Origin of the sequence: Mesorhizobium sp. M0522 (assembly GCF_040321085.1) — a bacterium.
Classification (GTDB): domain Bacteria; phylum Pseudomonadota; class Alphaproteobacteria; order Rhizobiales; family Rhizobiaceae; genus Mesorhizobium.
In genome coordinates this window covers 127,816-150,303 of sequence record NZ_JAMYQW010000013.1, presented here as the reverse complement: position 1 = coordinate 150,303, position 22,488 = coordinate 127,816, and the positions used below count along the sequence as shown (strand labels likewise).

The 22,488-nt window shown below is 63.9% G+C and carries 17 protein-coding genes and 1 pseudogene; 11 read left to right on the top strand and 7 right to left on the bottom strand.

Annotated elements, in window-relative coordinates:
• Window positions 1-191: 191 nt before the first annotated feature.
• A complete protein-coding gene (locus NKI58_RS16750) occupies window positions 192-1,724 on the bottom strand; it encodes a helicase HerA-like C-terminal domain-containing protein (protein ID WP_352454298.1) in 1,533 nt (510 codons plus the stop codon).
• A gap of 275 nt (window positions 1,725-1,999) precedes the next feature.
• Here NKI58_RS16750 and NKI58_RS16745 point away from each other — a divergent pair, with 275 nt between their 5' ends.
• The 4 genes from NKI58_RS16745 to NKI58_RS16730 all read left to right on the top strand — a co-directional run bounded on the left by NKI58_RS16745 (window position 2,000) and on the right by NKI58_RS16730 (window position 6,243).
• Entirely contained in the window at window positions 2,000-3,442 is a 1,443-nt protein-coding gene (locus NKI58_RS16745; protein WP_352454297.1) for a methylmalonyl-CoA mutase subunit beta, read from the top strand.
• The gene (scpA, locus tag NKI58_RS16740) at window positions 3,439-5,562 is read left to right on the top strand and encodes a methylmalonyl-CoA mutase (protein ID WP_352454296.1); all 2,124 of its coding nucleotides are present in this window, start codon (window positions 3,439-3,441) and stop codon (window positions 5,560-5,562) included. Before NKI58_RS16745 ends, scpA begins: the two co-directional genes overlap by 4 nt.
• Before the next feature lie 73 nt (window positions 5,563-5,635).
• Window positions 5,636-5,857: an AbrB/MazE/SpoVT family DNA-binding domain-containing protein gene (locus NKI58_RS16735; protein WP_352782374.1), complete on the top strand. Its 222-nt coding sequence runs from the start codon at window positions 5,636-5,638 to the stop codon at window positions 5,855-5,857.
• Entirely contained in the window at window positions 5,854-6,243 is a 390-nt protein-coding gene (locus NKI58_RS16730) for a type II toxin-antitoxin system death-on-curing family toxin (protein WP_352826677.1), read from the top strand. Before NKI58_RS16735 ends, NKI58_RS16730 begins: the two co-directional genes overlap by 4 nt.
• Here NKI58_RS16730 and NKI58_RS16725 read toward each other — a convergent pair.
• Window positions 6,240-6,713, bottom strand: coding sequence for a GreA/GreB family elongation factor (locus NKI58_RS16725; protein WP_352449075.1), 474 nt, complete (start codon window positions 6,711-6,713; stop codon window positions 6,240-6,242). The two genes, NKI58_RS16730 and NKI58_RS16725, sit on opposite strands and share 4 nt — an antisense overlap.
• A 74-nt stretch (window positions 6,714-6,787) precedes the next feature.
• Window positions 6,788-7,666, bottom strand: coding sequence for a class I SAM-dependent methyltransferase (locus tag NKI58_RS16720; RefSeq protein WP_352826679.1), 879 nt, complete (start codon window positions 7,664-7,666; stop codon window positions 6,788-6,790).
• On the opposite strand from NKI58_RS16720, the gene NKI58_RS16715 reads away from it, so the two are divergent.
• Window positions 7,628-8,413 (top strand): TetR/AcrR family transcriptional regulator, encoded by a 786-nt coding sequence (locus NKI58_RS16715; RefSeq protein ID WP_352826681.1) that lies wholly within the window; start codon window positions 7,628-7,630, stop codon window positions 8,411-8,413. The two genes, NKI58_RS16720 and NKI58_RS16715, sit on opposite strands and share 39 nt — an antisense overlap.
• Before the next feature lie 92 nt (window positions 8,414-8,505).
• Window positions 8,506-9,882: pseudogene (locus tag NKI58_RS16710) on the top strand (TIGR03808 family TAT-translocated repetitive protein).
• On the opposite strand, the gene NKI58_RS16705 reads toward NKI58_RS16710, so the two are convergent.
• The gene (locus tag NKI58_RS16705) at window positions 9,875-10,879 is read right to left on the bottom strand and encodes an asparaginase (protein ID WP_352826683.1); all 1,005 of its coding nucleotides are present in this window, start codon (window positions 10,877-10,879) and stop codon (window positions 9,875-9,877) included. The pseudogene NKI58_RS16710 and the gene NKI58_RS16705 sit on opposite strands and share 8 nt — an antisense overlap.
• A 25-nt stretch (window positions 10,880-10,904) precedes the next feature.
• Window positions 10,905-12,071, bottom strand: coding sequence for an acetyl-CoA acetyltransferase (locus NKI58_RS16700; RefSeq protein ID WP_352826685.1), 1,167 nt, complete (start codon window positions 12,069-12,071; stop codon window positions 10,905-10,907).
• A 224-nt stretch (window positions 12,072-12,295) separates the two neighbouring features.
• Here NKI58_RS16700 and betI point away from each other — a divergent pair, with 224 nt between their 5' ends.
• Genes betI through betB form a run of 5 tightly spaced genes read left to right on the top strand, consistent with a single transcriptional unit; the run spans window position 12,296 to window position 18,598 of the window.
• Window positions 12,296-12,886 carry a choline-binding transcriptional repressor BetI gene (gene betI / locus NKI58_RS16695; RefSeq protein WP_352449081.1) on the top strand — a complete coding sequence of 197 codons (591 nt, stop codon included), beginning with the start codon at window positions 12,296-12,298 and terminating at the stop codon, window positions 12,884-12,886.
• Window positions 12,883-14,412: a choline-sulfatase gene (gene betC / locus NKI58_RS16690; protein WP_352786235.1), complete on the top strand. Its 1,530-nt coding sequence runs from the start codon at window positions 12,883-12,885 to the stop codon at window positions 14,410-14,412. The genes betI and betC overlap by 4 nt, the downstream gene beginning before the upstream one ends.
• On the top strand, window positions 14,412-15,419 hold the full coding sequence (locus NKI58_RS16685) for a threonine/serine dehydratase family protein (protein ID WP_502896959.1): 1,008 nt from the start codon (window positions 14,412-14,414) through the stop codon (window positions 15,417-15,419). Before betC ends, NKI58_RS16685 begins: the two co-directional genes overlap by 1 nt.
• A gap of 3 nt (window positions 15,420-15,422) precedes the next feature.
• Window positions 15,423-17,075, top strand: a complete 1,653-nt coding sequence (gene betA, locus NKI58_RS16680; protein WP_352679685.1) for a choline dehydrogenase — start codon at window positions 15,423-15,425, stop codon at window positions 17,073-17,075.
• A gap of 59 nt (window positions 17,076-17,134) precedes the next feature.
• Window positions 17,135-18,598, top strand: a complete 1,464-nt coding sequence (gene betB / locus NKI58_RS16675; RefSeq protein ID WP_352786232.1) for a betaine-aldehyde dehydrogenase — start codon at window positions 17,135-17,137, stop codon at window positions 18,596-18,598.
• Here the strand turns inward: betB and NKI58_RS16670 are convergent.
• Window positions 18,562-20,832 (bottom strand): AGE family epimerase/isomerase, encoded by a 2,271-nt coding sequence (locus NKI58_RS16670; RefSeq protein WP_352783059.1) that lies wholly within the window; start codon window positions 20,830-20,832, stop codon window positions 18,562-18,564. The two genes, betB and NKI58_RS16670, sit on opposite strands and share 37 nt — an antisense overlap.
• A 17-nt stretch (window positions 20,833-20,849) precedes the next feature.
• Window positions 20,850-22,364 (bottom strand): phosphomannomutase/phosphoglucomutase, encoded by a 1,515-nt coding sequence (locus NKI58_RS16665; RefSeq protein ID WP_502896958.1) that lies wholly within the window; start codon window positions 22,362-22,364, stop codon window positions 20,850-20,852.
• Between the last annotated feature and the right edge of the window lie 124 nt (window positions 22,365-22,488).

Sequence of the window (22,488 nt, the reverse complement as noted above, 5' to 3'; positions counted from 1 at the left end):
ACCCCTGATCGATTAAAGCCTCACCGACGCTGCCAACGAAGCTCACGCCTCAAACCCCGCGCCCCTCCCGCGAGCGGGTTCGTTCCCTGGCGCATAGCCGCCGTCCGCTGTCCTCCAGATCTGGCTACTGGCGCTTGATGTGTAAGACAGAATTACCAACACCGACGCCCGCCTTCGGGTCCGATGCCCCCTCACCTGCCCCTGGACAAGCTCCCCAAAATCCCGCGGACGATCGCCCGTCCGACCGACGACCCGACCGAGCGCACGACTGATTTGATCGCCGCCTCCGCCACCGTCTGGCGGTTGGAGGGGCGCGGCGCGCGGCGGCCGCCGGTCGGCTGGGGATCGTCATTGCCGAAGCCGGGAATAGTCCAGCGCGAACGGCCTGCGTCCTGTTGCTGCGCCTGTGCCTCCTGGGCGTCCTTAGCCTTTTTCTGCAGGATCTCGAAAGCCGATTCGCGATCGACGGTCTGGTCGTACTGTCCCGCAACCGGGCTCTCATTGATCAGCTTGCGGCGCTCTTCGGGCGTGATCGGGCCAAGCCGCGAGGACGGCGGGCGGATCAGCGTTCGCTGCACCATGGAGGGCACGCCCTTGGCTTCCAGCGTCGAGACCAGCGCCTCGCCGGTGCCGAGCTGCGTGATCACGGTCGCGCAGTCGAAATCGGGATTGGGCCTGAACGTCTCGGCCGCCGTCCTGACGGCCTTCTGTTCGCGCGGCGTATAGGCACGGAGTGCGTGCTGCACCCGGTTGCCGAGCTGGGCCAGCACCGTTTCAGGTATATCCAGCGGATTTTGCGTGACGAAATAAACGCCGACGCCCTTCGAACGGATCAGCCGGACCACCTGTTCGACGCGGTCGACCAGCACCTTCGGGGCGTCGTCGAACAGAAGGTGTGCCTCGTCGAAGAAAAAGACCAGCTTCGGCTTGTCCGGGTCGCCGACTTCCGGCAGTTCCTCGAACAGTTCCGACATCAGCCACAGAAGGAACGTCGCATAGAGCCTGGGATTCATCATCAGCTTGTCGGCGGCGAGCACGCTGATGGCGCCGCGTCCATCGCGCGTGGTGCGCATGATGTCGGATATCCGCAATGCCGGCTCGCCGAAGAAATTGGCAGCGCCCTGCTGCTCCAGGACCAGCAGCGTGCGCTGGATCGCGCCGACCGAAGGCTTCGTCACATTGCCGTAGCGGGCGCCGATCTCTTCGGCGCGGTCGGCGATATTGGCCAGCAGTGACTGCAGGTCCTTCAAATCGAGCAGCAGAAGGCCTTCCTCGTCGGCGATGCGGAAGGCGATGTTCATGATGCCTTCCTGTGCCTCGGAAAGGTTCATCAGCCGCGACAGAAGCAGCGGCCCCATCTCCGAGATGGTGGCGCGGATCGGGTGGCCCTGCTCGCCGAACAGATCCCAGAAGATGACCGGGAATTCCTGGAATTCATAGGGATCGAGCTTGACCTGCTCGGCCCGCTTGACCAGGAAATCCTGCGCTGTGCCCATCATGGCGATACCCGACAGGTCGCCCTTGATGTCGGCGCAGAAAGCCGGCACGCCGGCATTGGAGAAACCCTCGGCCAATATCTGCAGGGTCACCGTCTTGCCGGTGCCGGTCGCGCCGGTGACCAGGCCGTGACGATTGCCATACTGCAGCAAAAGCTGTTCGGGCCGCTGATAGCTGTCGTCCGGCTTGCGGCTGGCCCCTATGAAGATACTGGTATCGTCGGCCATGTGTCCGGTCTCCGCAAACCTATAGGGTTGAATGCCCTGATCCCTTGAAGAAAAGGGAGCCCCGCCGCAGGTATAGTGAGGCCATTGCGCAGCGACAATGGGCGTTGTCGAAAATGGCTTTTGGAGCTTGCGGAACCTGCCCATGTTTGGCAATCGGTTGACGGTCACCATCACGGAAGGCGTGTTGCACGGCATGTGTGCTGCATTGTGATATCGGGCCGGGGACCGTAGACTGACATAGTCGGCCGCTGCGGCCGCTAGAACGAGGAGAACCGATGGGCGCCGGTGCCTTGACCCAGGATGCCGAACTTCCGAACGTCGACCGGCAACGATGGCTGGCGCTGGCGGAGAAGGCGCTGGCCGGCGGGTCCTTCGAGGAAAAGCTCGTCTCGCATACGGACGACGCCATCCGCATCGAGCCGCTCTACGAGCGTTCGGTAACCGCCGAGCCTGTCGTGCGCGCCAACCCGGGATCACCGTGGATCGTCAGCCAGCGCATCGACGATCCGGACATAGGCCGCGCCAGTGCGCAGGCGCTGGAAGACGTCGCGCAGGGTGCCACCGGACTGTCGCTTGTCTTCGAGGGTGCGCCGAACGCCTTCGGCTATGGCTTGCCGAGGACGGCGGAGGCGCTGGAGACCGTTCTCGACGGCGTGCCGCTCAACCGCATCCAGATCCGCATCGACGCCCATCCCTGGAGCCGCGCCGTGGCCGATTGGCTGGTGGCGTTTTTGACCAAGCGCCGTTCCGACCCGGCAAAGCTCAACCTCTCCTTCGGCATCGATCCGGCGGCGATCTTTGCCGGGACCGGCAGGCTGCGCATGTCGATCGAGGCTTTGCAGGCTTCGATGCCGCAGTCGCTGGCGCATTTCTTTTCGATGGGTGTGCCCGGCGTGCTGCTGGAGGCCGACGGGCGGGTATTCCACAATGCCGGCGCCAGCGAGGCGCAGGAGCTTGGCACCATGCTCGCCTCGGCCGTCTCCTATCTGAGGCTGTTCGAGAAGGCGCGCCAGCCGCTCGTCTACGCGGCGCCGCATATCGGTTTTGCGCTGAGCGTCGACCAGGACCAGTTCGTTTCGACGGCCAAGGTCAGGGCGTTGCGCAGGCTGTGGGCGCGTGTCCAGGAGGCCTGCTCGATACCGCCCTCCACCGCCAGCATCCATGCCGAAACATCCTTCCGGATGATGACGGCGGCCGATCCGGAAACCAACATCCTGCGCACCACCATTGCCGCTTTTGCCGCTGCCGCCGGCGGCGCGGATTCGATCGCCATCCTGCCGCACACGATCGCGCACGGCCTGCCCGCGGGCTTTGCCCGCCGCGTTGCCCGCAACGCGCAGCTGATCATGGCCAATGAAAGCCATATCGACCACGTCGCCGATCCGGTTTGCGGTTCGGGCGCCGTCGAAGCGCTGACTGCGGAGCTCTGCGCCGCGGCCTGGCAAGAGTTCCAGCAGATCGAGGCGGAAGGCGGCGTGCTGACCAGCCTTGAGCAAGGCCACATCCAGAGGCGCGTCCAAGCAGCTTCCGCCCGCCGCAACGCAGCCTACCAGGCGGGCGAACGCGCGATCGTCGGCACGACGCTGCACCCGTCGAAGACCGAGCGTCCGGTCGAGACGCTGGCGGCGGAGCGGCGGCCTGCCTTCACCGAAGGCGTTGCAGTATGCGAGCCGCTATTTCCGATCCGCATCGATCAGTCGATCGGAGCCGTGCCATGATCCCGGATTTCAGCCAGATCGCCTGGTCGCCGCCCCGGCGGGCGCCGGTCGAGATCAAAGGCCAGCGGATGACGCCGGAAGGCATCGCCGTCAAGCATCTCTACAACCAGGGCGATCTCAAGGGCTTGCCACATCTCGATACCTATCCAGGCCTCACGCCTTTCGTGCGCGGCCCCTATCCGACGATGTATGTCCAGCAACCCTGGACGATCCGGCAATATGCCGGCTTCTCGACGGCCGAAGAGTCCAACGCCTTCTACCGTCGCAACCTTGCCGCCGGCCAGAAGGGCCTGTCGGTCGCCTTCGATCTCGCCACGCACCGCGGCTACGACAGCGACCATCCGCGCGTCGCCGGCGATGTCGGCATGGCCGGCGTCGCCATCGATTCCATTCTCGACATGCGCCAGCTGTTCGACGGCATCCCGCTTAACGAGATGACGGTATCGATGACGATGAACGGCGCGGTGCTGCCGATCATGGCGCTCTATATCGTCGCGGCGGAGGAACAGGGCGTCGCGCAGAAGGACCTCACCGGGACCATTCAGAACGACATCCTGAAAGAGTTCATGGTGCGCAACACCTACATCTATCCGCCAAAACCTTCGATGCGGATCGTGTCGGACATTTTTTCCTACACGTCGAAGCACATGCCGAAGTTCAATTCGATCTCGATCTCCGGCTATCACATGCAGGAGGCGGGAGCGACGGCGGATCTCGAGCTCGCCTACACGATTGCAGACGGCATCGAATATGCCCGCGCCGGCGTCGCGGCCGGCCTCGACATCGACCGTTTCGCGCCGCGCCTTTCCTTCTTCTGGGCGATCGGCATGAATTTCTTCATGGAAGTCGCCAAGCTGAGAGCAGCGCGCCTTTTGTGGGCCAGCCTGATGCTGAAGAACTTTTCGCCGAAGGACGAGCGCTCGCTGTCGCTGCGCACCCATTGCCAGACTTCGGGCTGGTCGCTGACGGCGCAGGATCCCTACAACAACATCATCCGCACCATGATCGAGGCGATGGCCGCCACTCAAGGCCATACGCAGTCGCTGCACACCAATTCCTTCGACGAGGCAATGGCGCTGCCGACCGACCATTCGGCCCGCATCGCCCGCAACACACAGCTCATCCTGCAGAAGGAATCCGGCACGACGCGCATCATCGACCCGTGGGGCGGCTCCGCCTATGTCGAACGGCTGACGCATGATCTGGCGGCGCGTGCGCTTGCGCATATCGAGGAGGTCGAGAGCCTCGGCGGCATGGCCGCGGCGATCGAAAAGGGCCTACCGAAGCTGCGCATCGAAGAGGCTGCCGCGCGCACCCAGGCGCGCATCGATTCCGGCGAACAGATCGTGGTCGGTGTCAATGCTCACCGTCCCGGCACGGACATCGAAGTCGACGTGCTGAAGATCGACAATGCCGAAGTCAGGGCGCGGCAATTGTCGAAGCTGCAGCGGCTGAAAGGCACGCGTGACGTCGCCGCCGTCGAGAGCGCGCTCGATGCGCTTACCCGTGCTGCCGGGAGTAACGCAAACCTGCTGGAATTCGCCATCCGGGCCGCACGCGCCAACGCCACGGTCGGCGAGATTTCGCTGGCGCTGGAAAAGGTTTTCGGCCGCCATGTCGCCTCGGTGCAGACGATCTCCGGCGTCTATCGCAACGCGCTCGGCGACAATCCGGTGGTCGACCGGCTGCAGGACAAGATCGTCGCGTTCGAGGAGAAGTCCGGCGGCAAGCCGCGCATTCTGGTCGCCAAGATGGGGCAAGACGGCCATGATCGCGGCCAGAAAGTGATCGCCACCGCCTTTGCCGACCTAGGCTTCGACGTCACCGTCGGGCCGATGTTCCAGACTCCGGACGAGATCGCCAGGCTGGCGGTCGAGCATGACGCGCACATCGTCGGCGCCTCGTCGCTGGCAGCAGGCCATTTGACGCTGATTCCCGAACTCAGGCTTGCACTGAAGAAGTTGGGCCGCGACGACATGCTGATCGTCGCCGGCGGCGTTATTCCACCGCAGGATTACGACGCAGTCCGGCAGGCAGGCGCCACTGAAATCTTCCCGCCCGGCACGGTCATCCCGGAAGCGGCGGACCGGCTGATGGACCGGCTGCTGCAGGCCGGCTGACGCTTTGTTATAATGTCTGTTGTAACGAGAAACACGCTGAGTTATAATCAGCGTTGCAACAGGATGCCTCACCATGAACACGACCATTCGCAAGATCGGCAATTCCGAAGGCGTGATCCTGCCGAGGGAGCTTCTCGATCGTCTGAACCTGAAGGCCGGCGACCAGCTTCAAATCATTGAAACAGGTGACGGTCTTGCGCTGAAGCCGGTGGACGACAGCTTCGAGCGGCAAATGAAAGCTGCCCGCGAGGTCATGGATAAATACAAGGTCGCGCTTCAGAAGCTCGCCGAATGAGCTGGGAGTTTCTGACGCGGCGTGCAATCGAAGCGATGCACGCGGAGCAGTTGCGCCGACACGGCGGAGCACAAGGCGTGAGGGATGAAAATGCCCTCGAATCGGCGCTCGCTCGCGCCGAAAACAAGGCCAACTACGGAGACCCGTCGGTTGAGGAACTCGCAGCCGCCTATGTCTTCGGCATTGCCAGAAATCATGCCTTTGTCGACGGCAACAAACGCACGGCCATTGTCGCTGCCGGCGCATTTCTGATTGTGAATGGTTATGCCCTGACGGCCAATGACGGCATGCTTTACGAATTCGTCATGGGCGTCGCCGCCGGCGAAATCGACGAAGCTGGTGCCGCGGCGTTCTTCCGCGATCATGTCGTCAAGCTCGAAGACTAACTGTCGGAGAGCTTGACGATCTCCCATTCCTTGCCGTTGACCACGGCAATTTCGCCGATCTTCTTGCCGAACAGCGCCATCGCCATCGGCGACATATGGGAAATTGTCCCTTTGCCCGGATTGGCTTCGTCCTCGCCGACGATCTTCCAGTGCACCTTCTTTCCGTCGTCGCTTTCCAGTGTGACGCCCATGCCGAAGCGAACCAGGTCGCTGCCCGGTTCCGGCACGGAAAGCTCGGCGCTTTCCCGCCGCGCCGTCCAATAGCGGAGATCGCGCGAGACCAGCGCGATGCGCTCGCGGTCGGCCCTCTTTTCGGCTCTGCCCAGTTCGTCGCGCAGGGCGGCCACCTCCGCATCGATCAGCGCCATGCCGCGTTCCGTGACCAGATTGCGGTGATGGCTGATCGGCCGCTCGCCGATGCCGGCAATGGCGTTTTCGCTGTCTTCCTCGCGGGTGAAGGCCCTGCTCATCCGACGAACTTAGGCCCGGCGCGACGACTCCACAAGCCATTGCTGAAGAAGAGGATGGTGACGGAAATCTGGGTTCAATACCCGACGTTTAACAGCCGCTTGGGGTCCGGCTGCGCAATTAGATAGCGGAGCCCCTTGGTTCCGACGTCGCCTTGCTCAACGATATTGAAGCCGTGCCGGCCGAGATCCGCTGCAACTTTGTCCAAATCGACGTAACCATGCCGGTGGAGCCGAAAGGTGCTCTTCCGGCGCGGCGGTTTTGCAAAATCGACGATAAGCACACGACCGCCCGGCCTCAGGACGCGGAAGGCCTCTCTGCCGAATTCCTCGCGGCCCTTCTTTGGAAGATGGTGGAACATCAGCGTGCTGAGGACGACATCAAATTCCCCATCCTTGAAAGGCAGTTCCTGAGCGGTGGCGGTCGAGAACCCGACTTGTAGCCCGGCTCGCCGGGCCTTTGCCGTCGCGCGCGCAACCATTTCGGCGGAGGCGTCGACGCCGTGCACGCGCCCCTCCGGCGCCACTTTTTGTCTGGCAAGGAGCGCGGTGGTGCCGGTGCCGCACCCGACATCCAGGACCACTTCTCCCGGTTTCAGCTCCGCAAAGCTTAATATCCTTTCGCGAAAAGCACGTTCGCGACCGAAGGTCAGAAGCCACGCCAGCATATCGTACAGGGCGGCGGAATGAAGCGTGATGCCGACATGCAGCGCCTTCTCCTCGCCGGCGGCCGGTCTGCGGTCCTTGGCGGACAGCCGCCCGTGAGCGCTTTGCCATATCAATAAGCTCGCGACTACGACGAGTGCACCAGCATGAAGCAGGAGGACGGGAACTCCCAAGGAAAAGACCGCATTTGCCTGTCCCAACGAGAAAAATGCCGCGAGCACCACGGCCACTTTGACGAGCGCGACTAACGCATGCCCTCTGACTATTGTTCCGAAAAGATGTTGGTGCATTGCTTTATCTCCGGCCAGCCGGGCATCGCGCTGGGCCTTCCGCAAGAGCATAGGATACTGGACAGTGTGTCCAGTATCAGTTTTACTGGCCACATCGCACCGACGCGCCCAATACTGGACGATTTGGTGTCCTTTGGCCGGAAAAGGATGTTGCCGATGCCAGCCGGACCGATCGACCGTCGGGTCGCCAGGACCCGCAGCCGACTGCAGCAGGCGCTTTTCAGATTGACCGCCGAGAAGGGATATACGGCGATCACGGTCGAGGACATCTGCAGGGAAGCCGATGTCGGCCGCTCGACTTTCTACACGCACTATCCCGACAAGGACTACTTGAGGAAAGCAACGATCGACGAGCATATGAAGGGCTTGCAGGCACGTGGTGCCGAACGCCATTCGCAGAGAAATGCCAAGGGCTTTTCCTTCAGCGGTCCGGTGTTCGAGCATGCTCTTGCCACGCGGGAGATGCACCGTGCGCTGATGGGCGGGAAAAAGCGCGAAATGCCAGAAGAGATCCGCGGCTGGATAAGCAGGCAGGTTCGCCATGAGTTGGCGAATATCCAAGGTGATGAAGGCGGAGTCAGACTTGAGATCGCCACACGCTTCATCGTTGGCGCGTTCTTTGAAGTGATGCACTGGTGGCTTGAGAGGGATACGAAGCTGTCTCCCGCGGAGATCGACCAGACATTCCTGCAACTTGCCTTCAACGGGGTAAATGCGGTGATCGCTGAGCCAACGAGGATCGAATAGGGGCCAAGCGTCAGATTTTCACCACGAGTTCGACCGGGCTAGTCTGGCACGAATCCTGCGGCGTGGCCGTTGAACGCAAGGGATCTGTGCCGATGTTGAACAGAAGAACGCTGCTTGCGCAGACCGCCGGCTTTGCCGTCATGCGGCTTTCGCTCGGCAAGGCAGCGGCGAAAAACCTTCCCGGCATCGAGAAAGCCGCAATGCGTGGCGCGATCAACGCGACCGAGCGCGGCGTCCGGCCCGGCGCGCTAGACGATCAGAGCAAGGCTTTCGCCAAGCTGCTGCGCGATGCGCACGACCGCGACATGCCGGTGTTCCTGCCGCCGGGGACCTATATCGTTTCCAACCTGTCGCTGCCCGGACGGGTGCGCCTGTCCGGCGTGCCGGGCGCATCGCGGATCGTCTATGGCGGCAATGGCCATCTCATCATGGCCGAACGGGCCGAGCATATCGAACTCAGCGGGCTGGTGTTCGATGGCAGCAACCGCTGGATGGGCGACTACACGCAAGGCCTGCTCGATCTGCGCCGCATCGCCCATCTGGTCGTCGACAACTGACAGATGACCGGCAGCGGCAAGAACGGTCTGGCGCTCGAACACGCCTCGGGCCGCATCCAGCGCTCGGAGATATCCGGTGCGGCCGATGCCGGCATCTATTCGGTCGAGGCCGATGGCCTGGAAATATCAGGCAATAGCGTCTCCGACTGCGCCAATGGCGGCATCCTCGTGCACCGCTGGCGGGCAGCGGAAGACGGCACCATCGTCAGCGGCAACCGGATCGAACGCATCCAGGCGCGCGGCGGCGGAACCGGCCAGAACGGCAACGGCATCAATGCCTTCCGCGCCGGCAACGTCATTATCTCCGGCAATATTGTCTCGGATTGCGCGTTCTCGGCGGTCCGCGCCAACAGTGCCAGCAATTTGCAGATCACCGGCAACACCTGCTCGCGTTCGGGCGAGACGGCCGTGTATTCCGAATTCTCGTTCGAAGGGGCGATCATCGGCAACAACATCGTCGATGGTGCTGCGAACGGTATTTCGATCGTCAATTTCAACGAAGGTGGGCGCATGGGCGTCTGCTCCGGCAACGTCGTCCGCAACCTGCCGACCAGCGGCCCCTACCCTGCCGACGCGCCCGGCTTCGGCGTCGGCATCAGCGTCGAGGCAGACACCACAGTTTCCGGCAATGTCGTCGAGAATGCACCGCTCTACGGCATGCAGATCGGCTGGGGACCGTTCATGCGCAATGTGGTCGCCACGGGAAACGTCATCCGCAAGGCGGGGACCGGCATCGTCGTGACCGTGGTCGAAGGTGCCGGGACGGCAATCATCTCCGACAATGTCATCGACGGAGTCCAGAACGGCGCGATCGTCGGCCAACGCTGGGCCGAGCCGGTGACCGGCGACCTCGCCGCATCAGGCAATGCCGGCTACGCGCATTTGACCGTCGAGCGCAACCACGTCAGTTGAGGGTGGCCGTCGGCCGGAGCGCGCCGACTTTGGCACCGATCCGGCTTTCGATGGGCGGATTTGCCTGTTCGATCAATTTCGCAGCGAGCGCCTGGTCGGCGTGCAGCAGCTTTGCCAGCACGGCCGCGACCATCACTTCAGCGGCGCGGCCGGCGCCATCGTCGCATTTCAGCGCAATGCCAAGGCCGAGCTCCGGAAGGGCGGCGCAAAAAACACCTTCGGCGCCTCCCTTGACGAAAATCCCGCCCGGCGCGGCCTCCATCATCGCTACATCGGGCCTGCCCGTGCCGGCGACGAAAAACGGCTCGGCCATGCAGGCAGAAAGCAGCCGCTTCGCCGCCCGGGCGCGCACCGGCTCGAAGCCGGCACCTGTCGCCATGCGAGCAAAGCCAAGCGCAAAGCTGCGCAACGGCACGGCATAGGTCGGAATCGAGCAGCCGTCGGTGCCGCGGTGATCGGCGTCATGGGCAGCACCGGTCACCGCCTGCATCGCTTCGCGCACCATCTCCTGCGAAGCATGGCCAGCCTTGACGTAACCACGATGGGCGATGCCGCTGTGAACGCAGGTGCATAGGAAGCCTGAGTGCTTGCCGGAACAATTGTTGTGCAAGGTGTTCGGCGCACGGCCGGCGCGCGCGAGCGCCAGCGTCGCCCCGTGGCTCGACGGCCAGTGCGCGCCGCATTCGAGTGCCGTCTCGTCGAGGCCGGCTTTCGCCAGCATGGCGCGCGCCAGCTCGACATGCGGCGGCTCGCCGGAATGGGAGGCGCAGGCCAGCGCCAGCTCCCGGTCACCGAAGCCGTAGGCATCGGCAGCGCCGCTCTCGACCAGCGGCAACGCCTGGATCGCCTTGACCGCCGAGCGCGGGAACACCGGCTGTGCCGTGTCGCCGATCTCCCAGACAGGCTTGCCGTCGGCGTCGAAGACGGCAACAGCGCCGCGATGGGCACTCTCGACGATTGCGCCGCGCAAGACTTCGACCAGAACCGGATTTGCCATGTCACCTCCCGCAATGCGGGCGGGTTTATCTGATCCGGTCGAGAATGGAAACGTAGTTGGCGACCGCGGCACCACCCATGTTGAAGATGCCGCCGAGTTTTGCTCCCGGCACCTGGATGCCGCCCGCCTCGCCGACAAGCTGCATGGCGCTCAGCACATGCATCGATACGCCGGTGGCACCGATCGGGTGGCCCTTGGCCTTCAGCCCGCCCGACGGATTGACCGGCAGCCTTCCATCTTTCGCCGTCTCGCCGTCCAGGGCCAGCTTGGCGCCTTCGCCCGGCTTGGCCAGGCCCATCGCCTCATACTCGATCAGTTCGGCGATGGTGAAACAGTCATGCGTCTCGACGAAGGACAGGTCGCCGAGCGTCACGCCCGCCTGCTTCAGCGCCTGGTTCCACGCCTGCTCGCAGCCTTCGAAGGCGAGAATGTCGCGCTTCGACATCGGCAGGAAATCCTGCACATGCTCATTGGCGCGGAAGGCGACGGCGCGGCGCATCTTCAGCGCCGTGGCCGTGTCGGCAAGGACAAGCGCGGCGGCACCGTCCGACACCAGCGAGCAGTCTGTGCGCTTCAGCGGACCGGCGACGAAGGGGTTTTTTTCGCTTTCCTGCCTGCAGAACTCGTAGCCGAAATCCTTGCGCATCTGCGCGTAGGGATTGTCGACGCCGTTCTTGTGGTTCTTGGCGGCAATCATCGCCAGCGCATCCGACTGGTCGCCGTAGCGCTGGAAATAGGCTTGGGCGATCTTGCCGAAGACGCCAGCGAAGCCTGCCGGCGTGTCACCGTCCTCCGGCAGATACGAGGCCTTGAGGAGGTTCTTGCCGATCTCGGGACCGGGCGTCGTCGTCATCTGCTCGGCGCCGACCACCAGCACGATACGGGCGGCATTGGCGTCGATGGCGCGGATGCCTTGCCTGACCGCCGCCGAGCCGGTGGCGCAGGCGTTCTCGACGCGGGTCGCCGGCTTGAAGCGCAGCCGGTCGTCGGCCTGAAGGACCAGGCTCGCGGTGAAATCCTGGCCGGAAAACCCGGCGTTGAAGTGGCCGAGCACGATCTCGTCGACGTCATCCGGACCGATGCCGGCATGATCGAGCGCCTCGACTGCCACCTTGGTGATCAGGCCCTCCAGCGTCTCGCCTTCGAGCTTGCCGAAGCGCGAATGCGCCCAACCGACGATGCATGCTGTCATGGCGATCTCCATCCTGTGGACCGAGGCTACGCGATACTGCGCGCGCATCAGCATTGTTCAAGCATGAACCGTTTCGCCGGCCTCGTGAAGGGGCCAGAACCGCACAATCGCTTGATCTTGATCATCTGGTCATAGTGCCTGGCTTTTGCCAGCAAATCAGGCCGGATTTTTGTTGATTGATGCGTCAATAAAAAATAATCTTGTCGCAACAGGCCGGAGCAGGAATGCCGAAACTCGGAATGGAGCCGTTGCGCCGCAGGGCGCTCATCGACGCAACGATCTCGGCGATCGGCGAGCGCGGTTCGCTTGATGTGACGATGTCGGAAATCGCCGGCCGCGCCGGCGTGTCCTCGGCGCTTGCCCACCATTATTTCGGCGCCAAGGACGAATTGCTGTTGGCGACGATGCGGCACATCCTGAGCGAGCTCACCGCCGATACGCGCCGTGCACTTCGCGCGGCCGGCACGGCGCGCCAGCGCGTCTCGGCGGTGGTCGCGGTCAACTTCTCCGACATCCAGTTCCAGCCCGAAACGATCGCCGCCTGGCTCGCCTTCTATGTCGAGGCGCAGAAATCGGCAGCACTCCGCCGGCTGCTCAAGGTCTATGCGCGCCGGCTGCATTCCAATCTGCTCAGCGGGCTGGCCGGCATCCTGCCGAGAAGCGAGGCCGACCGGGTCGCCGAAGCGACCGCGGCGCTGATCGACGGGCTCTATATCAGGCGCGCCCTGAAGGACGGTGTTCCCGATGCCGCGACCGCGATTGCACTGGTCGAGGACTATCTCGAAACGAAGCTCAGCGGACGGCAGAAGCAGTGACATCCAAGCGACCCAACATCCTGATCGTCATGGTCGATCAGCTCAACGGAACGCTGTTTCCGGACGGGCCGGCGGACTTCCTGCACGCGCCGCATCTAAAGGCGCTCGCCGCGCGTTCGGCGCGTTTTTGCAACAATTACACCGCGTCACCGCTCTGCGCGCCAGGCCGGGCCGCATTCATGAGCGGCCAATTGCCGTCACGCACCGGGGTCTATGACAATGCCGCCGAATTCACCTCGTCGATCCCGACCTTTGCTCATCATCTGCGTGCCGCCGGCTATCACACCTGCCTTTCCGGCAAGATGCATTTCGTCGGTCCGGACCAGTTGCACGGCTTCGAAGAGCGGCTGACCACCGACATCTATCCGGCCGATTTCGGCTGGACACCCGACTATCGCAAACCCGGCGAGCGCATCGACTGGTGGTATCACAATCTCGGCTCCGTCAGCGGCGCCGGTACTGCCGAGATCACCAACCAGCTGGAATATGACGACGAGGTCGCCTTCCATGCGGTGCAGAAGCTCTATGATTTTGCCCGCGTCTCCGACGATGCCGCACATCGGCCCTGGTGCTTGACGGTTTCCTTCACCCATCCGCACGATCCTTACGTCGCACGGCGGCAATACTGGGACCTCTACGAGGATTGCCCGGCGCTCGAGCCCGAGGTCGGCTTCATTCCTTACGACAGGCAGGACCCGCATTCGCAGCGGCTCTACCGCGCCAGCGACTATGACAGGTTCGACATCACCGCTGAGCAGATACGCCGCGCACGGCGCGGCTATTTCGCCAACATCTCCTATCTCGACGACAAGCTCGGCGAATTGATGTCGGTGCTCGAGCACACACACATGCTCGACGACACGGTCATCCTGTTCTGCTCGGATCACGGCGACATGCTCGGCGAGCGCGGCCTGTGGTTCAAGATGTGCTTCTTCGAAGGTTCGGCGCGGGTGCCGCTGATGGTCGCCGGCAAGGGCATCGCCGCCGGCCTGATCGACACGCCGGTCTCCAATCTCGACGTGACGCCGACGCTTTGCGACCTCGCCGGCATCGACATCAGCGCGATTGCGCCGTGGACTGACGGCCAGTCGCTGCTGCTGTTGCTGAACGGAAAGAAACGCTCCGCGCCGGTGCTGATGGAATATGCCGCCGAAGGCTCCAACGCGCCGATGGTGGCGATGCGCGAGGGCCGCTACAAATTCATCCATTGCGAGATCGATCCGCCGCAACTGTTTGATCTTGAATCGGATTCGCAAGAATTGACCAATCTCGCCGCCGATCCGGCCAATGCGGCATTGGTGGCCGCTTTCACCGACAAGGTGCGGGCGCGCTGGGACATGGCGGCCTTCGACGCGGCGGTGCGTGCCAGCCAGGCACGCCGCTGGGTGGTCTACCCGGCGCTGCGCAACGGCACCCATTATCCCTGGGAATTCCAGCCGCTGCAGAAGGCATCGGAGCGCTACATGCGCAACCACATGAACCTCGACCTGCTCGAAGAGCAGAAGCGCTTTCCGCGAGGCGAATGATGGCAGATAGTCTCGTCCCCTCGCTCGACCATCTCAGGCACGCCTATGCCGTCACCTCCAAGGCGACGCAGGTCACGCCGCTGCTGGAATCGGCGGCACTCGCGCGCGAGACCGGCGCCGCCCGCGTCTTCGTCAAGGCCGAATCGCTGCAATGGGCAGGATCGTTCAAGGTGCGCGGCGCCTACTGGCGGCTGAAGAAGCTCTCGCCTGACGAAGCCAAAAAGGGCGTCGTCGCCTACTCCTCCGGCAATTTTGCGCAGGGGCTAGCGGCGGCTGGCCAAGCGCTTGGCATTCCCGTCACCATCGTCATGCCGATCGACGCGCCGGCCGCCAAGCGCGACGCCACATTGGGTTACGGCGCGCGCGTGGTGCTGACTGACCATGGCGAGCGCGCGCGTGAGGAAGTCGCCGCCGCCAAGGCGCGCGAGATCGCTGCGAGCGAAGGCCTGGCGCTGCTGCACCCGTTCGACGATCCGGAGATCGTCGCCGGCCAGGCCGGTGCCGGGCTGGAGGCACTCGACCAGATCGCCGCCAGGCAAGCGGAGGCCGATCTCTTGTTCTGCTCGGTCGGCGGCGGCGGCCTGATCGGCGGTGTTTCACTGGCCTTTCACTACCTGTCGCCAGCCACGAAGATCATCGGCGTCGAGCCGGAAGGTTTTGACGGCATGGGCTCGTCGCTGGCGCATGGCGCCATCGAAACCATGCCGATCGGGCCGAAATCGATCTGCGACGGGCTGATGTCGCGGCGGCCCGGCGACGCGCCGTTCGCAGCGGTGAAGGCCGCCGGCGTTCGCGGCGTCACCGTCGACGATGCTTCGGTGCGGCGCGCCATGCGCCTCGCCTTCGAGCGGCTGAAGCTGGTGCTCGAGCCATCCGGCGCTGCTTCGCTGGCGGCGTTGCTCGGCGGCAAGGTCGACGTCACCGGCAAGACCGTTCTCGTAATGGCAACCGGCGGCAACGTCTCGCTGGCCGATTTCATTGCGCATATGAACCACGGGCGCGCATGAACCATGCTTGAAGCGGATTTCGTCATCATCGGCTCCGGCTCGGCCGGTTCGGCCATGGCCTACCGGCTCTCGGAGGACGGCAAGCATTCGGTGATCGTCATCGAATATGGCGGCAGCGATATCGGCCCGCTGATCCAGATGCCGTCGGCACTGTCGATCCCGCTCAATATGAGCCTCTACGACTGGGGCTTTGCCAGCGAGCCGGAGCCGCACCTCGGCGGCCGCGTGCTGGCGACGCCGCGCGGCAAGGTCATCGGCGGCTCGTCGTCGATCAACGGCATGGTCTATGTGCGCGGCCATGCCCGCGACTTCGACCATTGGGCCGAACAGGGCGCGACCGGCTGGGGCTTTGCCGATGTGCTCCCGTACTTCAAGCGCATGGAGGACAGCAATGGCGGCGAGAATGGCTGGCGCGGCCATGGCGGGCCGCTGACTGTGCAGCGCGGCTCGAGGACGAACCCACTCTACGGCGCCTTCGTCGAGGCAGGCCGTCAGGCCGGTTTCGAGCTGACCGACGACTATAATGGCGCGAAGCAGGAAGGCTTTGGGCCGATGGAGCAGACCATTCGCGGCGGCCGTCGCTGGTCCGCGGCGAGCGCCTATCTGAGGCCGGCGCTGAGGCGGAAAAATGTCAGCCTGGTCAAAGGTTTCGCCCGGCGGGTAATCGTCGAGAATCAACGCGCCACCGGCGTCGAGATCGAAGTGCGCAAACGGATTCAGGTGGTCAGAGCGCGGCGCGAGGTGATCGTTGCCGCGTCCTCGATCAACTCGCCCAAGATCCTGATGCTGTCCGGCATCGGCCCCGGCCAGCACCTTAGGGAGAACGGCATCCCGGTGATCGCCGACCGGCCCGGAGTCGGCCGCAATCTGCAGGACCATATGGAACTTTACATCCAGCAGGAATCGACAAAGCCGATCACGCTGAACTCCGTCTTGAACCCGTTCTCGAAGGCGCTGATCGGGGCACAATGGCTGTTCTTCAAGTCCGGCCTCGGCGCCACCAATCATTTCGAGGCGGCCGCCTTCGTACGCTCGCGCGCCGGCGTCGACTATCCGGATATCCAGTATCACTTCATCCCGGCCGCGGTCCGCTATGACGGCAAGGCGGCGGCCAAGGCGCATGGTTTCCAGGCGCATGTCGGGCCGATGCGGTCGAAGTCGCGCGGTTCGGTCACGCTGCGCTCGCCCGATCCCAAATCGAAGCCGGTGATCCGCTTCAACTACATGTCGCATCCGGACGACTGGACGGAGTTCCGCCACTGCATCCGGCTGACCCGCGAGATCTTCGGGCAAGCGGCCTTCGATCCGTACCGAGGCAAGGAACTGTCGCCGGGCTCGCATGTACAATCGGATGAAGAGCTCGACGCCTTCATTCGCGACCACGCCGAAAGCGCCTACCACCCTTGCGGCACCTGCAAGTTGGGCCGTGCCGATGATGCGATGAGCGTCGTCGATCCGGAATGCCGCGTCATTGGCGTCGAAGGGCTTCGGGTCGCCGATTCCTCGATCTTTCCACGCGTCACCAACGGCAATCTCAACGCGCCGTCGATCATGACCGGCGAGAAGGCCGCCGACCACATTCTCGGGCGTACGCCGCTGCCACCGTCCAACCAGGAACCATGGATCAATCCGCGCTGGCAGGTGTCGGACAGATAGGCCATGATCCGGCGGACGCATATTCCGCATGCCGCGACAAGACGATTTGGAGAACAGTCATGCGCGCCCAGCCAACGGCATCGCATTATGTCAACGGCCGCTATATCGACGACGAGCGCGGCGCAGCGCTGCCGGTTATCTATCCGGCAACCGGCGAGACCATCGCCATGCTGCGCTCGGCGACGCCGAACGTGCTGGAACTCGCGATCGAGGCCGCGCGTGCGGCACAGCCGGCCTGGGCTCGGCTGAAGCCGGTCGAGCGCGGCCGCATCCTGCGCCGTGCCGCCGACATTTTGCGCGCGCGCAATGCCGATCTGGCGCGCATCGAGACGCTGGATACCGGTAAGCCGATCCAGGAGACGCTGGTTGCGGACGCCCCGTCGGCGGCCGACTGCCTCGAATATTTCGGCGGTGCCGTCACCACCTTTAATGGCGAGGCCGTCGATCTCGGCGGACCCTTTGCCTATACCAGGCGCGAGGCGCTCGGCGTGTGCGTCGGCATCGGCGCCTGGAACTATCCGATCCAGATCGCCGGCTGGAAATCCGCACCCGCCCTCGCCATGGGCAATGCGATGGTTTTCAAACCATCGGAAAACACGCCGCTTTCAGCGCTGGCGCTCGCCGAAATCTACACCGAGGCCGGGCTGCCCGACGGGCTGTTCAACGTCGTGCAGGGTTTTGGCGATGTCGGCGCCGGCCTTGTCGGCCATGATGTTGTCGCAAAGGTCTCGGTGACCGGCTCGGTGCCGACAGGCCGCAAAGTGCTGTCGCTCGCCGGCTCGAAGATGAAGCACGCAACGATGGAGCTCGGCGGCAAGTCGCCGCTGATCGTCTTCGAAGACGCCAACCTCGAAAATGCCATCGGCGGCGCGATGCTCGGCAATTTCTATTCGACCGGCCAGATCTGCTCCAACGGCACGCGGGTCTTCGTGCAGAGCGGCATCCATGACCATTTCGTCGAGAGGCTGACCGAACGGACGAAGAAAATCCGCATCGGCGATCCACTCGATCCGGACACGCAGATGGGGCCGCTGGTCTCGAAGGCGCAGCACGACAAGGTGGTCTCTTACATCGAGGCCGGCAAGCAGGATGGCGCGGTGCTCGCCTGCGGCGGCAACGTGCCTTCGCTGCAGGGTTTTCAGGGCGGCTTCTTCGTCGAGCCGACGGTGTTCACCGGTGTCGTCGACACGATGCGCATCGCCCGCGAGGAGATTTTCGGGCCGGTCATGAGCGTGCTGAAATTCGACAGCGAGGACGAGGTGATCGAGCGCGCCAACGACACCGAATTCGGCCTCGCCGCCGGCGTGTTCACGCGCGACCTGGCGCGCGCCCATCGTGTCATCGCCGAACTGCAGGCCGGCATCTGCTGGATCAACGCCTACAATCTGACGCCGGTCGAAATCCCCTTCGGCGGCTTCAAGCAGTCCGGCATCGGCCGCGAGAATTCGCTCGCGGCACTGGCGCTCTATTCGCAGCTGAAGTCGGTCTATGTCGAGACCGGGGATGTCGCCAGCCCGTACTGATCCTTTGGCGCCGTGCCGTCCAGATACTGCGTCAGCGCGCAGACGAGATGATAGAAGATGCTGGCCGGCACCTCGCTCGCCAAGGAGCGACCACGCTCGTCGATGCGGTCGATCCACAGGCCGAGCGGTGCCGGATTGATGTGCCAGCGGAACAGCCGGCCGACCCGTGCTTCGATCTCCGGCTTCAGGTCGGGACCGCCCGAACCGTCCAGCGCGATCGCCGCCTTGATCGCTTCGGCCTGCGGCCAGCTGCGCGAGACGCGGTCGAGCGGCAGGCCTTGCCGCGAGACGGCGCCGTAGGCGAGGCCCGTGGCGCGGTTCAGGCCATTGGCGATCGCCGACGCGTAGAGCTTCCGGGCAAGGCCGGTCAAGCCACTCTGGCCGCTGCGGCCGGCGAAGTCGACCAGCAGCGAGGCCCATTCGAAATGATGGCCGGGTTCGGTCCACGTGCCCTTCTCACCAGGGGTCGGCCGCCATTCATGGTCGAAATACTCACCCAGCGTCCAGCTTTCCGGGTCGAAGAAATGGCTGCGAAACAGATCGACGATGCGCGCGGCGCGACGAAGATGGGCGCGCTCGCCGGTCGCCTGATGCCAGGCCAGGAATGCCTCGAGCAGATGCATGTGCGGGTTGGAGCGGCGCTCGCCCTCGCCGCTCGAGGTCTCGCGGAAGCCGGTCAGGCGTTCGTCCTCGAGATGCGCGTCGATGAACGCAAAGGTCTCCTGGCCAAGCCGCAACGCATCGGGATTGCCGCACATATGGGCATGCGCCAGCGCCAGGAGCACGCAGGAATGGTCATAGGCATCCTCGGCGGCGTCGGCGACACTGCCGTCGACGTTGAGCGTACGTACCCAGCCGCCATTGTCGGTACGTCCGTGCCTGGCCATGAATTCGAGGCCGTGGCTGATCAGCCGATCGGCCGGGCCGTTCCAGCCGCGCGCCTTGGCGACGGCGAAGGCGTAGATCTGCCTGGCCTGCGTGCGCATGCGCTTGGGTTTCATCAGCGGGGCGGCATCGAAGCCGAGCGCCTCGTGGAAACCGCCGTGGCGCTCATCGACGCCGACCGTCGACCACAACGGCACCGTCTCCTCGAACAGCCAATGGTGCACGCGGCGCTGCCAGGCGCCGCTTTCGATGACACGGTCGTCGGCGGGCGTGAACCTGGTCTCAAGGCGGCCGCTTTTTTCGAGCTGCTCGACGATCTTCTTGACGTTCTGGCTGTGGCTGACCGGGGCGACGAAAGTGGCGTCGGCGGTCGACACGATGGCGACGTCCTTCAGGCCTATGGCCGACAGCAGGCGGCCGTCGCTGCGGATATAGGAGTTCTCGCAATCGATGGCGACGACGTCGCCGACGATGACATTGCCCTGCGTGTCGGAGGGGCCGACGTCGAGCAGCGATTGCCAGGAGCCGAGATCGTTCCAGCGAAAGCCGGCCGGCACCATGGCGATGCCGCTGGCGCGCTCCATGATCGCATAGTCGATCGATGTCGATGGGATGGCGGCATAGAGATCTAGAGGCATGTAGAGGCCGGAAAGATCCGATGTCGCAGCCTGGTAGGCAGCCTCCGTGGCGCTCCAGATGTCGGGCTGGAAGGCCATGAACGCGTCGCGCATGGCACTGGCGCGAAACAGGAAGATGCCGGTGTTCCAGTAGAAATTGCCGGCCTCGAGATAGCTCTGCGCCGTGGCGAGATCGGGTTTTTCGACGAAACGCGAGACATCGCAGATGCCATCGCGCTCGCCGGCCACCTCAATGTAGCCGTAACCGGTCTCGGGTTGGGCGGGCTTGATGCCGAACACCACCAGCCTGCCCTGGCGCGCGGCCGCCGTGCCGGCCTCGATGCTCCGCCAGAATTGCTGTGGCGTCGCGATCTCATGATCGGACGGCACCACCAGCACCAGGCTGTCGCCGAATTCCGACAGCGTGCGCAGGCTTGCCAAGGCGACGGCCGCGGCGGTGTTGCGTCCGGTCGGCTCGAACAGCGGGCCGCCGCCGGAAAGCTCGTGACCGGCAATGTCGGCATGAACGCGGTCGGCATGCCTTTCCGAGGCAATCAGGAAAACCGGCGTTTCGCCTTCCGGCCGCGCGGTCAGCCGGCGCAGCGTCTTGGCCAGCATTGAGCCGTCGCCGGAGAAATCATGGAACTGCTTGGGATTGTCCTCGCGCGACAACGGCCACAGCCGCGAGCCGACGCCGCCGCTCATCACAAAACTGACGATCCGTTCGGTCATGAAAACAAGCCCCGCGTTCAAAAGGTCTGATTGTAGGCGCCGACTTCGGGGCTGCGGCGCAGCACCGCATCGACGGCTTCGAACATCTGCCGGCGCCGCTCGGACGATACCGGGCTCTCCACCACCACCACAAGCTCCGGCTTGTTCGATGATGCCCGCACTAACCCCCATGTAGCATCCTCCGCCACGACCCTGACGCCGTTGACGGTGATCAGTTCAGCGATCTTCTGGCCGGCGAAGACCGTGCCCTCGTCCTTCATCTTGCGAAAGTCGCCTACGACGCGCTCGACGACGCCGTATTTGAGCTCGTCGGCGCAGTGTGGCGACATGGTCGGCGTGCCGAAGGTCAGCGGCAGATCGCGATAGAGGTCGGCCATGCTGCTTTGTGGGCTGCGATCCAGCATCTGGCAGATGGCGATAGCCGTGACCAGGCCATCGTCATAGCCGCGGCCGATCGGAGGATTGAAGAAGAAATGGCCCGATTTCTCAAAACCGGCAACGGCGCCGAGTTCGGCCACCCGCCGCTTGATATAGGAGTGACCGGTCTTCCAATAGTCGGTGACCGCGCCATTCTCCTGCAGCACCTTGTCAGTCATGAACAAGCCGGTCGACTTGACGTCGACGACGAAAGTCGAGCCGGGATAGAGGTGCGAAATGTCGCGCGCCAGCATGACGCCGACCTTGTCGGCGAAGATCTCGTTGCCTTCATTGTCGACCACGCCGCAACGGTCGCCGTCGCCGTCGAAGCCGAGCCCGACATCGGCGCCCGTTTCCAGCACCTTGTCGCGAATGGCGTGCAGCATCTGCATGTCTTCGGGGTTGGGGTTGTAATTGGGAAACGTATGATCGAGCTCGACGTCGAGCGGGATGACCTCGCAGCCGATCCTTTCCAGTGCCTCGGGAGCGAAAGCCCCGGCGGTGCCGTTGCCGCAGGCGGCCACCACCTTGAGCTTCCTGGAGATACGCTTTCCCGCTGTCAGATCGTCAAGGTAGGTTTTGTGGAAATCCGCAACGAAGGCGTAGGAGCCACCACCGACAAGGTCGAAATCGCCTGACAGCACGATCGCCTTCAGGGCGCTCATCTCCTCCGGACCGAAGGTCAGCGGACGCGCCGCGCCCATCTTGACGCCGGTCCAGCCATTCTCGTTGTGCGAGGCAGTGACCATGGCGACGGACGGCGTGTCGAGCGCGAACTGGGCGAAATAAGCCATCGGCGACAGGGCCAGCCCGACGTCCTTGACCCGTGCGCCGGCCGCCATCAGCCCGGAAACCAGCGCCAGCTTTATGGCAAGCGAATAGGAGCGGAAATCGTGACCGGTGACGATGTCGGGCCCGGCACCCAGGCGACGGATCAGCGTGCCGAGGCCCATGCCGAGCGCCTGGACGCCGATCAGATTGAGTTCCGGCGTTTCGTTCGAGCCGGGATGGCCGAACCACCAGCGCGCATCATATTCGCGAAACCCGGACGGCTTGATCAGCGCCGAGGTTTCAAACTCAAAAGTGTTTGGTCTGACATCGCTAACGATCTTCATCGACAAGGCTGCAAACTCCAGGCGGCTGAATCAGGTGCTTCGAGGCAAGTGGACGGTTACCCAGATGCCCTTTAAGCCGTGTTCGTGCGACAGGAAACTGAAACCTGTATGACGTGGCGGCTAA

Excerpts from the sequence above, each read along its gene's own strand:
- NKI58_RS16750 (WP_352454298.1), bottom strand. The coding sequence starts at position 1,724 with ATGGCCGACGATACCAGTATCTTCATAGGGGCCAGCCGCAAGCCGGAC.
- NKI58_RS16745 (WP_352454297.1), top strand. The coding sequence starts at position 2,000 with ATGGGCGCCGGTGCCTTGACCCAGGATGCCGAACTTCCGAACGTCGAC.
- scpA (WP_352454296.1), top strand. The coding sequence starts at position 3,439 with ATGATCCCGGATTTCAGCCAGATCGCCTGGTCGCCGCCCCGGCGGGCG.
- NKI58_RS16735 (WP_352782374.1), top strand. The coding sequence starts at position 5,636 with ATGAACACGACCATTCGCAAGATCGGCAATTCCGAAGGCGTGATCCTG.
- NKI58_RS16730 (WP_352826677.1), top strand. The coding sequence starts at position 5,854 with ATGAGCTGGGAGTTTCTGACGCGGCGTGCAATCGAAGCGATGCACGCG.
- NKI58_RS16725 (WP_352449075.1), bottom strand. The coding sequence starts at position 6,713 with ATGAGCAGGGCCTTCACCCGCGAGGAAGACAGCGAAAACGCCATTGCC.
- NKI58_RS16715 (WP_352826681.1), top strand. The coding sequence starts at position 7,628 with ATGCCCTCTGACTATTGTTCCGAAAAGATGTTGGTGCATTGCTTTATC.
- NKI58_RS16720 (WP_352826679.1), bottom strand. The coding sequence starts at position 7,666 with ATGCACCAACATCTTTTCGGAACAATAGTCAGAGGGCATGCGTTAGTC.
- NKI58_RS16705 (WP_352826683.1), bottom strand. The coding sequence starts at position 10,879 with ATGGCAAATCCGGTTCTGGTCGAAGTCTTGCGCGGCGCAATCGTCGAG.
- NKI58_RS16700 (WP_352826685.1), bottom strand. The coding sequence starts at position 12,071 with ATGACAGCATGCATCGTCGGTTGGGCGCATTCGCGCTTCGGCAAGCTC.
- betI (WP_352449081.1), top strand. The coding sequence starts at position 12,296 with ATGCCGAAACTCGGAATGGAGCCGTTGCGCCGCAGGGCGCTCATCGAC.
- NKI58_RS16685 (WP_502896959.1), top strand. The coding sequence starts at position 14,412 with ATGGCAGATAGTCTCGTCCCCTCGCTCGACCATCTCAGGCACGCCTAT.
- betA (WP_352679685.1), top strand. The coding sequence starts at position 15,423 with ATGCTTGAAGCGGATTTCGTCATCATCGGCTCCGGCTCGGCCGGTTCG.
- betB (WP_352786232.1), top strand. The coding sequence starts at position 17,135 with ATGCGCGCCCAGCCAACGGCATCGCATTATGTCAACGGCCGCTATATC.
- NKI58_RS16670 (WP_352783059.1), bottom strand. The coding sequence starts at position 20,832 with ATGACCGAACGGATCGTCAGTTTTGTGATGAGCGGCGGCGTCGGCTCG.
- NKI58_RS16665 (WP_502896958.1), bottom strand. The coding sequence starts at position 22,364 with ATGAAGATCGTTAGCGATGTCAGACCAAACACTTTTGAGTTTGAAACC.